This is a genomic window from Sinorhizobium sp. KGO-5 (assembly GCF_036245905.1).
In the GTDB taxonomy this organism is placed as follows: domain Bacteria; phylum Pseudomonadota; class Alphaproteobacteria; order Rhizobiales; family Rhizobiaceae; genus Sinorhizobium; species Sinorhizobium meliloti_A.
Map to the genome: position 1 here is coordinate 735,889 of NZ_BDIZ01000002.1, position 14,219 is coordinate 750,107.

Below are 14,219 nucleotides of genomic sequence, written 5' to 3' on the forward strand. Positions count from 1 at the left end.
CACTCGTTATGACCGCTATTGCTGCAAATCCCGGGTCGGACCGTTGGTGGAACAGCCGCGCTGCACGCCGCTTCATGAGCCATCATCTCGCACTGCTGGGGATGGCGATGATCGTGGCTCTGACGCTCGCATGCGTGCTTGGACCGTACATTCTCCCCTATGACTCCCTTTATATCGACCTGCGTGCGCGCTTCGCTGGTCCGTTCACTGGTCATCATTACCTCGGAACCGACCCTCTTGGCCGGGATATCGCGGCGCGACTGTTCATGGCCGGCCGTATCTCGCTGCTCGTCGGCTTTTCCGCAATGCTCCTGTCCACTCTGGTCGGGACCATCGTTGGCGTGATCGCGGGATATCGCGGCGGCTGGATCGGGGCGGCGCTGATGCGCACAGTGGACGGTTTCCTCGCCTTCCCTTCGATCTTCCTCGTGCTTGCGCTTGCCGCGGCACTCAAACCAAGCGCGATCATGATCACCGTTGTTATCGCCGCCAGCAGCTGGATGGAAGTGGCGCGCATCGTCGAGGCCGAGGTTCGCTCGCTCCGCGAACGGGAATTCGTTCAGGCCGGACGGATGCTGGGATTGAGCGCTAAGCATATCATGTTTCGAGAAATCCTCCCGAATGCGATTGGTCCGATCATTGTTGCATCGACCCTGACCATCGCCCGGGCCATCCTGATGGAGGCGTATATCAGCTTCCTGGGTTACGGCATCCAGCCGCCGCTTCCGAGCTGGGGCAACATGTTGAATGGGGCACAGCAGTATCTCGGGACCGCGCCTTGGCTGGCGATCATTCCGGGCGCGGCAATCACCATCGCCGTCACCAGTTTCAATTTTATCGGAGATGGTCTGCGTGACGCGCTTGATGTGCGGGGCGACCACAGCTGACAACTTTGTCCTTCCCGGCTCGGGTCAAAACAGCGAAAGAGCAGAGCTCATGAAAGAATATAAGATTGCCGAAAAGGATACTCCATATTGGTGGGAGGCGGCGCCTGTAAGACCCTTGCCGAAGCAGTCGCTGGCCAAGAACCTGGATGTCTTGATCGTCGGCGCAGGTTATACCGGGCTGTCCGCGGGCCTGACTCTCGCGCGCGCAGGCAGGTCGGTAGCTGCGTTTGACGCAATGAATCCCGGCGAGGGTGCGTCTTCCCGCAATGGGGGGATCACAAGCGGAAGCATTCGTCCGGATTACGCGACAATCACTCGGCGATTTGGCGAAGAGAAGGCGATCGCGATCGAGACCGAGGGCAAGATCGCACGTGAATTCGTCTACAACCTGATCAAAACTGAAGGGCTAGACTGCGATTTCCGGCTTGTGGGTCAATTCAAAGGCGTCGTCGGATTCGAAGATTATGAGAAGACGGCCCGGAGCGCTGACGTCCTGGCGAAAAAGCTCGGCATTGAAGCATATGGTGTACCCTACCGCGAACAAGGCAAATATATCGGCACCGACTTCTATCGCGGCGGCATGGTGCGAATGGATATCGGTGGACTGCACCCGGCTAAATTCCATGCCGAATTGTTGCGCGTGGCGCTTGCTTCCGGGTTGACCGTCCATTCTGGAACTCGTGTGAGCTCTATCGAACGGGATGGTTCGGCCTTCCTGGTTTCGACCTCCGCAGGCACGGTGCGGGCTCGCCAAGTTCTCGTCTGCACGGACGGGTACACAGACGGCGCAGTGCCCTATCTGCGTCGCCGGCTGGTGCCGGTCCGAAGCCGCATCATCGTAACGGAAGAGCTTGCACCAGATGTCATGGCGCGCTTGATGCCGAAGCAGATGACGATGACGGAAGGCCGTAAGCTTGGATTCTATTACCGGCCCACGCCGGACGGAAAGCGCATTCTACTCGGCGGCCGCGACAGCTCACGAAGGGGCGATCCGATTGAGCCCAAGCTCTATCTGCGTAACGGCCTCGTCAACCTGTTTCCGGAGCTGGAAAACTTCAAATTGTCCCACACTTGGTTTGGCAACGTTGCCATGCATCGCGACATGCTTCCCAGGATATTCGAGCGGGAAGGGGTCGTTTACGCGACTGGCTTCTGCGGTTCAGGCGTGGTCTGGGCGCCGTGGGTGGGAACGCGCGCTGCTCACAAACTTCTGGGTCACACAGAGCAGGCCCGTTCGGCTTTCGATTTTCGGCCGCCCGCGTCAATTCCTCTCTACAGTGGCAATCCTTGGTTCATGCCTGCCATCATCCAAGGTTACCGGATCCAGGATCGAATAGCATTCTATCGAGCACGCCGTTGACGCCGGCGGTGCTCTTCAGATTGTGAGTCTGCTCCCGTTAGAATGCGCTCCGAATAAACGACTGCTGAGCAGCCAACCACATCATTTTGTTTCGTCCAGGCAGCCCAGGCCGACGCATTCTGCTTTCCGTTCCTCGCTAGGATTATGTCGAACAGGACGACGGCTTCATCAAATCGTCCTCCGACCGCTGCAGCTGCCGTCCGTCCATCTCGGCGTTCGGCCGGGCTGACGGCCCTCGGGATGGAACGAAGAAGCATGGCATTAAAGTAATGACTGATCGAAGGGAGAAACAGCATGCATCAGTTGAACGATAAGGACCTATTTCGGCAAGCCGGTCTCATCGACGGCTCTTGGGTGGGAGCCACCTCTTCAAAGACGATTGATGTCATCGACCCGGCCACTCAGGCGTCCGTAGGTACCGTCCCAGATATGGGGCAGGCTGAGACACGTGCTGCGATAGACGCGGCAGCCAAGGCATTCGCGACATGGAAGAAGAAGACCCACGCCGAGCGCGCCGCCCTGCTTGAGCGCTGGCATGCGCTGATGATCGAGAACCTCGAGGATCTTGCTACGCTCCTCACGCTCGAGCAGGGCAAGCCGCTCGATGAAGCACGCGTCGAGATTCGCTATGGTGCTTCCTTCGTTAAATGGTTTGCCGAGGAAGCCCGTCGCATCGGTGGCCACACTATTCCGTCGCCTACGGCAGATCGCCGGATCGTCGTACTGAAGGAGGCGGTCGGCGTCTGCGCGATCGTCACACCTTGGAACTTCCCCAATGCCATGATCACCCGCAAGGTCGCGCCCGCCCTGGCGGCCGGATGCACCGTTGTCATCAAGCCTTCGGAATTCACGCCGCTTTCGGCACTCGCCCTCGGTGTCCTTGCCGAGCGTGCGGGCATTCCCGCCGGCGTAATCAACATCGTCACCGGCATGCCGACCGAGATCGGCAATGAAATGATGGCGAACGAAACGGTGCGGAAGATCTCCTTCACCGGCTCCACGCGGGTCGGTTCGCTCCTGATGCGCGGCGCCGCCGACAGCGTGAAGCGGTTGAGCCTCGAGCTCGGCGGAAACGCGCCCTTCATCGTCTTCAATGATGCCGATCTTGACCTCGCCGTGGAGGGCGCCATCGCCTCGAAGTTCCGCAATGGCGGCCAGACCTGCGTTTGCGCCAACCGCATTCTGGTGCAGACCGGCGTCTATGACGTCTTTGCCGAGAAGCTCGGCGCCAGGGTCAAAGCCATGAAAGTCGGCCCTGGAACCGAGGCCGGCATCGACATAGGTCCGATGATCAACACTGCGGCCATAGAGAAAATTGATCGTCACGTTGAAGATGCGCTTGCAAAGGGTGCTCAGATTGCGGCTCGCGGCCGCTCGTTGGTGGACGGTAAGCAATATGCAACGCCGATAGTCCTCACCGGCGCAACGACCGACATGCTACTGGCCACCGAAGAGACCTTCGGCCCTGTTGCCCCGTTGTTCCGTTTCGAGACGGAAGAGGAGGCGATTGCGATTGCCAACGGGACACCGTTTGGCCTCGCGGCCTATTTCTACACAGAGAGCCTGAAGCGCTCCTGGCGCGTGGGCGAGGCGCTGGAATTCGGTATGATCGGCCTCAACACTGGTGCGATCTCGACCGAAGTGGCTCCCTTCGGCGGCGTTAAGCAATCTGGTCTCGGACGCGAAGGCGCTCAGGCAGGCATTGAGGAATACCTGGAGATGAAGAGCTTCCATATCGGCGGGCTGGCTTAAGTTCGCGGGCCCAACCTAACGTTTTACCTTCGTGCCATGACGGGAGAAAGTTCGTGAAAACCCTGCTTCTCAAGAAAGAAGAAGTCAGCAGATTGATCAGCATGAAGGACGTCATCGGTGCCGTCGAGGAGGCATACAAAGCCTTCAACAGTGATCAGGTGGAGCAACCCGATTATATAGGAATGCATCTCCCGTCGCCCGGTAGCGAAATCGATTTCAAGCTCGGCTACTACAAAGGCAATGAACTTATTTCAATGAAGACGTCTTCGGGAGGGTTCGTCGACAATCCGACTGTATTTGGCGTACCTAACGGGATGGGGACCATTCTGCTGTTCGACGCCAGAAATGGCGCGTTGATCTGCGTTATGGACGGCAGCCTGATCACGGGCTTGAGAACCGGCGCTGCGGGGGCTGTTTCCGTACAGGTGCTGGCGAGGAAAGATGCTCGCAGAATCACGTCGATCGGGACTGGAAATCAGGCCAGAATGCAGATCCGAGCGATCCGGGAGGTCATGAGTATCGAAGAGATCCATGCTTGGGACAATAGCGCGGATACGCTCTCCCGCTTCAAAATCGATATCGAAAACGAATTCGGCATTCCGGTCGTCATCGCGCGTTCCAAGAAGGATGCGGTCGAGCAGGCCGACATCCTCGTTACGACGACACGCGGGAAGGGCTCCCTCGTGGAAGCCGATTGGATAAGACCCGGAACGCATATCGTCGCCATCGGTACGGATCAACGTGGCAAACAGGAACTGGATCCAGAGATATTCAGGAGTGCCAAAGTCGTCGTGGACTCGATCGCGCAGTGCAGCGACAAGGGCGAAACATGGCATCCGCTCGACAAGCATATCATCACCAAGGACGGGATCCATGGCGAAATTGGAGAGATATTGCTCGGCAAAAAGCCAGGAAGGGAAAACGATCAAGAAGTGACGATTTTCGACTCCACAGGAATGGCCATCCAAGACAATACGACCGCGTCGAAGATCTATAGCAACGCGATAGAAAGAAGCGTCGGGACCTTCTTCGAATTCTTCGAATCCTGACCTCGGTCACGGCTTATTCTTAAAGAACTGGAAGGTCCCAGCGGGACGATTACGTTATCTTGCGATCTGACCCGGAAGATTAATCAATCTTCGACCTAGACCATCCTGTGCCTCGAGGGAACGCAACCTACTAAGGCGAGCAGCATCATGTTAAACCATCCCACTATTCAGGACATTCAAGAAGCCCGCCAACGATTGGCGCCCCACATCAGACACACTCCGTTGCTGCGTGCAGAGAAGATCGAGCAAGCTGTTGGCTGCGAGCTTTATCTCAAACCCGAAACGCTTCAGATTACCGGAGCCTTCAAAATTCGTGGCGCTCTAAACAAGACACTTTCCCTGCCAAGGGAGGCGATGGCAAACGGCGTCATAGCCAGTTCCTCTGGCAACCATGCTCAGGGGCTCTCCTATGCGGCCCGGATGCTGGGCGTGAAAGTCATCCTGGTGCTCCCGACAACAACCCCCAAGATTAAGATTGCCAATACGGAAGCACTCGGCGCGGAGGTGGTCCTCTTTGACGGCGACACCGCCGCCAGGTGGAAAAAGGTCTACGAGATCGCGCAAGAAAACAACTATGCGACCATCCACGGTTTTGAGGATCCCATTGTTATGGCCGGCCAGGGAACGATCGGGTGTGAAATTTTGGACGATCTGGAGGACGTGGACACGGTCATTGTTCCCTTGGGCGGTGGAGGGCTAATCTCGGGAATTGCGACCGCCATCAAAGAAACCAAACCGTCGGTTCGGGTCATCGGTGCTGAGCCTGCTCTGACGCCGAAATATTATCATAGTCGGATCAACAGGCAGCGCACCTCGTTGCCTCTGAAGAACACGATTGCCGATGGCCTGAGAATTAGCGTTCCAGGTCAGAACCCGTATCCAATAATTGAGAAATACGTCGATGAAATCATTCTCGTCGAAGACGAGCACATCATCGCAGGCATGCGCGCACTTGCTAAGGACGCCAAGCTGATCGCCGAACCCGCGGCTTCGATCGGCATCGGAGCACTGCTCGCGGGCTCCATAAAAATCAGGTCGGATGAAAAGGTTTGTGCGGTTCTGACCGGTGGCAATTGGGACCTGCCGGATCTTGCCGATATATACAAGACCGGCTCGGAATAACCCCTCCATGATCCCAGTTGTATCCGCACGGAATTCGCACCGCAATGGTCGCGATTGCAGGCAGCGGAGTCGCTAGTCAAGCAGATCGCCCGCCGTTGGCGCGGGGGTGCGCCCCGCACGAAACATCCTGCTTCGGAATACGGCGATTCGATAGATTTTGCTAATCCGGACGGAGCGTTCGGCAGGATATGGCCCCAGTTGGCGATATTGTGGAGATCAGAGCGCGGCTGGAAGCTTACGTCAAGGAGACCTGCGATGAACGCCAAGGAAATACTCGACCGGCTGGTCGGTTTTCCCTCCGTCGTCGGCACGCCGAATGACGGAATCGTTGCATGGATCAGGGATTTTGCCGAAGGCTGCGGTGCCAGGGTGACGGTACTGCGGGGACCGGAAGGCGATCGTGCCAACCTCTTCGCAACGGTCGGCCCCAATCATGTGCCCGGCTACATTCTCTCTGGACATATGGATGTCGTTCCCGCCCTGGAGTCGAACTGGACATCCGATCCGTTCACGCTGAGGTCCGATGGCGATTTGCTCTTCGGCCGGGGGACGAGCGACATGAAGGGCTTTCTCGCTGCAGCATTGGCCGCACTCCCCGCGGTCGTGGAAATGCCGCTCGCACGCCCCCTACACTTTGCATTTTCCTATGACGAGGAAGCCGGCTGTCGGGGTGTGCCCCATCTGATCCGCCAGTTGCCTGACCTTTGCGCTAAGCCGATCGGAGCGATCATCGGCGAGCCCAGTGGCATGCGTGCGATCCGCGCCCATAAGGGAAAGGCCGCTGCAAGAGTTGAGATTCGCGGACGATCCGGTCATTCGTCGCGGCCCGATCAGGGTCTAAATGCGATCCATGCCTTCGCCTGCGTCCTGCTTGCCGCCGTTCGTACGGGAGAGGCACTCCGGAGCAGCCGATTGGACCCAAGCTTTGAGCCACCCTATTCCTCGCTCCAGGTCGGAACTGTGTCTGGCGGGCAAGCAGTGAACATCATTCCGGATTTCCTCACGGCGGAAATCGAGGCCCGGGCGATCACGGGAGCGACACCCGCCGATCTCCTCGAGCCGGTAAGGCTTGCCGCAGTCGCGCTTGCGCAGCGAGGCTTTGAAACAAAGTGGGATCTTCTGAGCTGCTACCCCGCGTTGTCGCTCGCCGCCGATGCGCCACTTGCTAGGCTGATGGAACAACTGACCGGTATCGAAACGCTTGCCGCCGTAAGCTACGGCACCGAAGCCGGGCTTTATCAGGCGGCCGGCATCGACGCGATCATCTGCGGCCCGGGCGATATCGCCCGGGCCCATCGCGCCGACGAATTCATTCGCACCGACGAACTCGTTGCGTGTCAGACAATGATCGAGCGACTCGCTGAAACACTCCGAAGCTGAGGCATACAAATGGCGTTCTGGTTCAATTCCGATCGAGAGAGAGGGCGCATCTTCGCCGAAGCCTTCGCCCGCGACCTTCCCGATCTCCCCTTCATTATGGATTTGACGCAGGTTGATCCTGATGATGTCCGTTACGTCCTGACATGGACCTTACCGCCGGATCTCGACCGCTTCAAAAATCTCGAAATCGTCTTTTCGATCGGTGCCGGCGTCGATCAATTCCGGATCGAGACCCTTCCGACTGAGGTCAAGCTCGTCCGGATGGTCGAAGACGGCATCGTGCGCATGATGCAGGAATATGTGACGCTTGCCGTATTATCGCTTCACCGCAATCTCAAGGCATATCTTGCGCAGCAGTCCGAAAGCAGATGGCAAGCCCTGCCCGCCCGGCAGGCGGCAGACCGCCGGATCGGCGTGCTCGGTCTCGGGATGCTCGGGCAAGCGGTCATCGAGCGGCTGACGCCATTCGGCTTTCCGCTGTCCGGGTGGAGCCGTTCCCCACGCCGGATCGACGGAGTGCGCTGTCATTATGGCGCCGAGTCGCTGCCGTCCTTTCTTGGGGAGACTGACATTCTGGTCTGCCTTCTCCCGCTCACGGGGGAGACCCGCGGCATTCTCGATGCGCAGCTCTTTGCGGCCCTTTCGCCCGGCGCATCGCTCGTTCATGTCGGTCGTGGCGCACAGCTAGATCATGATGCCCTCATAGATGCGCTCGATAGGCATCAATTGTCCGGGGCGGTGATCGACGTCACCGAGCCGGAACCTCTGCCGCCCGAACATCCGTTCTGGCGGCACCCCAAGATCATGCTCACGCCGCACATCGCCAGCGTGACACAGCCGGACACCGCGGCCCGTGCGGTCATCGAGAACGTCAAGCGCCATCGCGCCGGCCTCGTCCCGATCGGACTGGTCGATCGCAGCCGCGGGTACTAAACCACAGCAGGACAGCAAGGAGAAATCATGTCCCTTCTCAAGACCATCGACCCGAACAGCACAGAGGCCCCGCGCGAATCCAAACCGCTCCCCGAGCGGCTGATCTCTGGCGATCCCTCGTTCAAGACCTGGGCCCAGGATGTGGCGCGCGATGGGCTCGTCCATACCGGGGTCTGGGAAGCAACGCCGGGTCTCACCCGCTCGATCAAGGGCGAGACCTTCGAGTTCTGCCATATCCTTCAAGGCGTCGTTGAGCTCACACCGGATGAAGGCGAGCCGGTTAGATACAAAGCGGGCGACAGTTTTGTCATGAAGCCGGGCTTCACCGGCACTTGGCGCACCATCGAAACGGTCAGGAAGATCTATGTGACGGTGATGTAACCGCACCGTCGACCACTTTTTATGAGGACCGCACGAGCCTGTTGAGTGGAATAGTAGGCCTCGTGTGGCCTCGCCAATATCATCCAAGGACACGGCCATGGCTCTGAGCTTTGATCCAGACACAATTCAGTTGCCGAAAGGCCATTTCATCGGCGGGCGCTACATCGATGCCGGGGGTGGGTTGCCCATGCGCCGCCCCTCCGATGCCGTCGTCTATGCCGAGTGCCCCGTAGCCGATGACGGCCTTGTCGACGAAGCCGTATCCGCTGCCAAGACGGCGCTCCGCGAAAGCAGCTGGTCCACCCGCCGCCCGCGCGAACGCACCAATGCCATGCATCGCTGGGCGGACCTGATCGAGTCCGAAGGCGAAACCCTTGCCCGGCTGGAAGCCGTCTCCTCCACGCGCCCGATCGGCCAGCTCATTGGGGGCGATGTCGCGGTCACCGCCGAGCAGATACGCTTCTTCGCCGAATTCGCTGACAAGGAAGGCAGCGATCTCGTCCCGACCGATGACTCGTGCCTCGGCATGATCCTGACCGAGCCCTATGGCGTCGTCGGCGCTATCACGCCGTGGAATTTTCCGCTCTCCATGGCGGGCTGGAAACTGGGGCCCGCACTTGCCGCTGGCAATGCCATTGTATTGAAGCCCTCGGAGATGACGCCGTTCTCGACGCTTTACCTCGCCGAACTAGCCGTTCGGGCCGGCATTCCGGCGGGCCTCATCAATATCGTGCTCGGCGACGGGCAGACCACCGGCCAGGCGATGACCGGTCATCCGGATATCGCGAAAATCAGCTTCACCGGATCGACTGCGGCCGGGTCAGCCATCATGGCGAATATCGCGAGGACGGGCGTAAAGCCAATGACGCTCGAGCTCGGCGGCAAAAGCCCGCAGATCGTCTTTGCCGATGCCGACCTGACGCTTGCCGCCAATGCCATCGCCAACAGCATCCTCGTCAATGCCGGCCAGGCCTGCGTCGCGGGTTCGCGCATCATCGTCGAGCAATCCGTAATGGAGCCGCTGATTGAGGCGATCTTGTCACAAATGGCGACAATCCGACCCGGCCCGACCTGGGACGAGACGAGCGACTATTCGCCGATCATTTCCGAGCGCCAGATCACCCGTATCGATGCCATCGTGCAGGCGGCGCGTCAGGCTGGAGCCGAATGCCTGGCCGGTGGCAAACGCCTCGAAACTGACGGCTATTTCTACGGCCCAACCCTGCTGTCGAACGTCGACCAGACCTCCCCGGCCGTCACGGAGGAAATCTTCGGCCCAGTGCTGACTGTGCAGAGCTTCACGGATGAAGAGGAGGCCCTCGCACTCGCCGACCACCCGACATACGGGCTGGCGGCGGGACTTTTCACTTGCGATCTCTCGCGTTCCATCCGCATGACGCGACGGCTGCAGGCCGGCACTGTTTGGGTCAATCGCTACAGCCGCTCCCGAGACCATATCCTGCCGACCGGTGGCTACAAGCGTTCCGGCATCGGCAAGGACCTCGGCCGCGAAGCCTATCACGCCAACCGCAAGAGCAAGAGCGTGCTCATCAACCTCCAGGATCACACATGAAGACCTACTCGATCGCGCTACTGCCGGGCGACGGCATCGGCAAACCAGTCACTGAGGCCGCCTGGGACGTCCTCCAGGCGACCGCCAAGGCATCGGGCTTTACACTTGAGGGGACGACCTTCCCGTGGTCCTGCGACTTCTACAAGCAAACAGGGGCCATGATGCCGGCAAACGGCATAGAAACGCTCAGACGCTTCGATGCCATCCTGCTTGGTGCCGTCGGCTGGCCGGCGGAGGTGCCGGATTCCGTGTCGCTGCACGGGCTGCTGTTGCCGATCCGCAAGGCCTTCACCCAATATGCCAATATCCGCCCGCACCGGCTCTTGCCCGGCGCCTCCGGCCCGCTGAAGAGCGACAACTTCGACATACTCTGCATCCGCGAGAATACCGAAGGCGAATATTCCGGCGCGGGCGGGCGCATTCATCAAGGAACGGCCGACGAGGTGGCTATAGAGACCGCCATCTTCACCCGCAAAGGCGTCGAACGCATCCTGCGCTTCGGTTTCGAGCAAGCGCGCGCGCGACGCGGCAAGCTGGCCTCGGTCACCAAATCCAATGCCCAAAGATATACCATGGTGTTCTGGGACGAGATGACCCGGAGCCTAGCCGCTGAATATCGCGACGTCGAGGTGACGAGCTATCATATCGACGCGATGGCGGCGCGCATAGTCATGGCACCGGACACGCTCGACGTCGTCGTCGCCTCCAACCTGTTCGGCGATATCCTCACCGATCTCGGCGCCGCCATCCAGGGCGGGCTCGGCTTTGCGGCCTCGGCCAATATCAATCCCGATCGCACCGCGCCTTCCATGTTCGAGCCGGTCCATGGCTCAGCACCCGACATCGCGTATCTCGGTATCGCCAACCCGATCGCCGCCATCTGGTCGGGCGCGATGATGCTCGACCATCTCGGCGAGCGTGCCGCCGCGGCGCGCGTCATGGCGGCGATCGAAGCGACGACGAAGGCCGGGATTGGCACCATTCCCGGAAGGCATATGACTGAGACGATTGCGAAGGCAGTGCTCGAACGCCTTCTCTGAGGAGCCACTCAAGTGCTCAAGCGCCCCCAACTTGGCTTTGAGCTGCATCCTTGCTTGCAGTGCTTCCATCCATTCTAGCGGTGAAAAAGAAGGCGCGGATCGAGAGATCCGCGCCCCAATTGGCGGCAGGGGAGGAGGGCCGCCTTACTGAAATCGGTCGAGGGTCTTGTAGTAGAGCCCGACCAGCGGCAGGAACCAGGGCTTGCCGAAATGACCGGGCACAGCAGGCCATTCAAGGCCCTTGAGCGGGTTCCGGTCAGCCTTGCCCAGCATGGCGTCGGCCATGATTATCCCGAGATGCGTCGAGAGCTGTGCCCCATGGCCCGAATAGCCCATCGCATACCACACGCCGTCGACATAGCCCGCGCGGGGATAGCGGTCCTTGGTCATATCCACCAGGCCGCCCCAGCAATAGTCGATCTCCACATGGGCAAGATGCGGGAAGATCTGGGCGAGGCTGGCGCGCAATATGGCGCCGCTCTTTGCGTCGGAGCGCTGGTCCGACGTCGCGGCAAAGCGGGCGCGCCCGCCGAAGATCAGCCGGTTGTCGGGCGACAGGCGGAAATAGTTGCCGATGTTCATCGAGGTGGTGCAGGTGCGGTTGCCCGGCATGGTGGCTGCCACTTCCGCCGAGGTCAAAGGCCGGGTCGCGATGAGGAAACTGCCGACCGGGATGATGCGGCGCCGGAAATAGTTGAAGGAGGCCCCGGACGTATAGGCGCCGGTTGCGACTAGGACATGGTCGGCGGTCACCTCACCTCGGGCCGTCTCCAGTCGGTGCTTCGGGCCCGATATGGTGTGGCGCGTCACATGGGCGTCTTCCAATATCGTCGCGCCATGCCGTGCTGCCGCCTTGGCCAATCCAACGACATATCGGCCCATATGCATCATCGCGCTCTTCTTTGAGAGCATTGCGCCATGGAAGGGAGAGCCGACCTCGGTCCTGAGATCATCCGGCGTCAGCAGGGCGGTATCCGGATCGACCTCACGATGCACCGCTTCGAAATTGCGGGCGATCGCCTCGAAATGCTGAGGCTTTGAAGCGAGCTTCAGCTTCCCCGCGCGCCGGAAGTCGCAATCGATTGCTTCCTCAGCAACGATTTTTTCGATCGTATCGATGGAGTCGTCGAGAGCTCGATAAAGCGCCACCGCGCGTTCTTTTCCAAGCTCTGCCTTGGCGGCGATGAAGCTGTGGGCAAGCCCGTTGTTGAGATGCCCGCCGTTGCGGCCGGATGCACCCCATCCGATATGGTTCGCCTCCAGCACGGCCACGCGCGCGCCGGACTTCGCGAGCTGCCGTGCTGCGGCCAAGCCGGTGAAGCCGCCGCCGATCACGGCAACATCATAATGGCCTTCGACGGGGCCACTGCAGGCGCCTGCGAATTTCGGGGCGGTGTCGTGCCAGTAGGATTCGAACTTCATCGCCTTGCTCCGCTAGAGGCCGACAACGCCGGAATGGTCTGCCATGCTCTTGATCTCGACATAGCCGTTGATCGGCTCGCGTCTACGATCAAGTTTGTTCTGGAAAAGGAGTGCCGACATGAACATGAGAGGAGAACACTCCAGTAATTTAAGGTAGTGCATTCGGTCGGTATCGTATCATCGAGTGGTCCTTGGTTATGCCGAGGCGCCTTCGATATAGGTCATTCTACCGGGGGCTATGCAGAGCAACTGGCCGCAGATGCCACTATGCGAAGCAGAATCTTTCGTATTTCCTCGATATTTGGCAGAGAGTTGCGCCCGCCAGCCGTTGTGGCACCGAGCCATTCGAAGATTTGCTATCAGCATAAGATGCGGTGAGCGCTCGCCAACACGGTCAAAGATGTCGCCCGTCTCCGGTTGTCGGGACGATCTTCTTTTCAGGCGACGTTATTCTTCCCTGTGAAGAAGCAGGGATCCAGGTAATGCATATGACCCAACTCGACATCGTTCCGTTTGGTACCGAACATCTCGAAGGCGCGCTGGCGCTTTCGCGACAGGCCGGTTGGCCACACAGGCTGGAGGATTGGGAAACGGCACTTGCAATGAGCACAGGCGTCGTCGTGCTGGAGAATGAAAAAGTCGTCGGCACTACACTCACAACAGTCTTCGGAGGCTGCGCCACGATAAATATGGTCATCGTTGCTGAAGCCATGCGCGGGCGTGGGCTCGGCCGCCGACTGATGGAAGCGGGTCTTGATGGTGCTCACGGAGTGCCATGCAGACTGGTTGCGACCCAGGAAGGCCTGCCGCTTTATGAGAAGATGGGCTTTCGCCAAGTTGGAGATATTCTGCAATGTCAGGGCATCTGTGCGGCCGTTGAAGCGCCGATCGATGTCGAATGGATGCAATCCGGCGATCTCCCGCAAATAGCTGCCCTGGACAGGGCAGCCTTCGGCGATGATCGCAGCAAGCTGATTTTCTATATGAAGGATATCGGGCGGTTTGCGGTGATCCGGCGCGACGGACACGTCGCAGGTTTCTCGGCGACGCGCCCCTTCGGCCGCGGTGAGGTCATCGGTCCCGTGGTGGCGGAGAATGCCGATGATGCCAAAAAGCTTATTTTGTTCCAAATAGCGGCTCGAGGCGACAGATTTCTTCGCATCGACACACCCAAGGACTTGGGCTTGTCGCAGTGGTTGGCCGAACGTGGACTTATCCATGTCGGCGGAGCGACGGCAATGCAGCGCGGCGGCCAAGTCAACCCTTCTCCCCGTGTAAAAACCTTTGCCCTGGCCAATCAGGCTTTCGGCTGAATCGGAG

12 protein-coding genes are annotated in these 14,219 nt (G+C 59.6%); 11 read left to right on the forward strand and 1 reads right to left on the reverse strand.

Translation table 11 applies throughout. The annotated features are described in order from the left end of the window. The first annotated feature begins 8 nt into the window (after positions 1–8). From BHD07_RS12760 to BHD07_RS12805, 10 genes are all read left to right on the forward strand, one after another. On the forward strand, positions 9–887 hold the full coding sequence (locus BHD07_RS12760) for an ABC transporter permease (protein ID WP_275598427.1): 879 nt from the start codon (positions 9–11) through the stop codon (positions 885–887). 49 nt (positions 888–936) lie between these two features. Beyond that, on the forward strand, positions 937–2,247 hold the full coding sequence (locus BHD07_RS12765) for an NAD(P)/FAD-dependent oxidoreductase (RefSeq protein ID WP_338280526.1): 1,311 nt from the start codon (positions 937–939) through the stop codon (positions 2,245–2,247). A gap of 294 nt (positions 2,248–2,541) precedes the next feature. After that, the gene (locus BHD07_RS12770; RefSeq protein ID WP_338280527.1) at positions 2,542–3,999 is read left to right on the forward strand and encodes an NAD-dependent succinate-semialdehyde dehydrogenase; all 1,458 of its coding nucleotides are present in this window, start codon (positions 2,542–2,544) and stop codon (positions 3,997–3,999) included. A gap of 53 nt (positions 4,000–4,052) precedes the next feature. Beyond that, complete coding sequence (locus tag BHD07_RS12775; protein WP_324765087.1) at positions 4,053–5,048, forward strand: ornithine cyclodeaminase family protein; 996 nt, start codon at positions 4,053–4,055, stop codon at positions 5,046–5,048. Between the two features lie 147 nt (positions 5,049–5,195). Continuing rightward, positions 5,196–6,170, forward strand: a complete 975-nt coding sequence (locus tag BHD07_RS12780) for a threonine/serine dehydratase (protein ID WP_324765088.1) — start codon at positions 5,196–5,198, stop codon at positions 6,168–6,170. Positions 6,171–6,425: 255 nt separating this feature from the next. After that, positions 6,426–7,550, forward strand: coding sequence for an acetylornithine deacetylase (gene argE / locus BHD07_RS12785; RefSeq protein ID WP_324765089.1), 1,125 nt, complete (start codon positions 6,426–6,428; stop codon positions 7,548–7,550). A 9-nt stretch (positions 7,551–7,559) separates the two neighbouring features. After that, on the forward strand, positions 7,560–8,483 hold the full coding sequence (locus BHD07_RS12790) for a 2-hydroxyacid dehydrogenase (RefSeq protein WP_338280532.1): 924 nt from the start codon (positions 7,560–7,562) through the stop codon (positions 8,481–8,483). A gap of 27 nt (positions 8,484–8,510) precedes the next feature. Continuing rightward, entirely contained in the window at positions 8,511–8,864 is a 354-nt protein-coding gene (locus BHD07_RS12795; protein ID WP_102764728.1) for a cupin domain-containing protein, read from the forward strand. Positions 8,865–8,961: 97 nt separating this feature from the next. Then, positions 8,962–10,437: an aldehyde dehydrogenase family protein gene (locus tag BHD07_RS12800; protein WP_338280534.1), complete on the forward strand. Its 1,476-nt coding sequence runs from the start codon at positions 8,962–8,964 to the stop codon at positions 10,435–10,437. Next, a complete protein-coding gene (locus tag BHD07_RS12805; protein WP_338280536.1) occupies positions 10,434–11,477 on the forward strand; it encodes a tartrate dehydrogenase in 1,044 nt (347 codons plus the stop codon). The genes BHD07_RS12800 and BHD07_RS12805 overlap by 4 nt, the downstream gene beginning before the upstream one ends. Positions 11,478–11,621: 144 nt before the next feature. Here the strand turns inward: BHD07_RS12805 and BHD07_RS12810 are convergent, their stop codons facing one another. Beyond that, positions 11,622–12,899 carry an NAD(P)/FAD-dependent oxidoreductase gene (locus tag BHD07_RS12810; RefSeq protein WP_338280538.1) on the reverse strand — a complete coding sequence of 426 codons (1,278 nt, stop codon included), beginning with the start codon at positions 12,897–12,899 and terminating at the stop codon, positions 11,622–11,624. 482 nt (positions 12,900–13,381) lie between these two features. Here BHD07_RS12810 and BHD07_RS12815 point away from each other — a divergent pair, with 482 nt between their 5' ends. Continuing rightward, on the forward strand, positions 13,382–14,212 hold the full coding sequence (locus BHD07_RS12815) for a GNAT family N-acetyltransferase (RefSeq protein ID WP_338280540.1): 831 nt from the start codon (positions 13,382–13,384) through the stop codon (positions 14,210–14,212). The last annotated feature ends 7 nt before the right edge of the window (positions 14,213–14,219 follow it).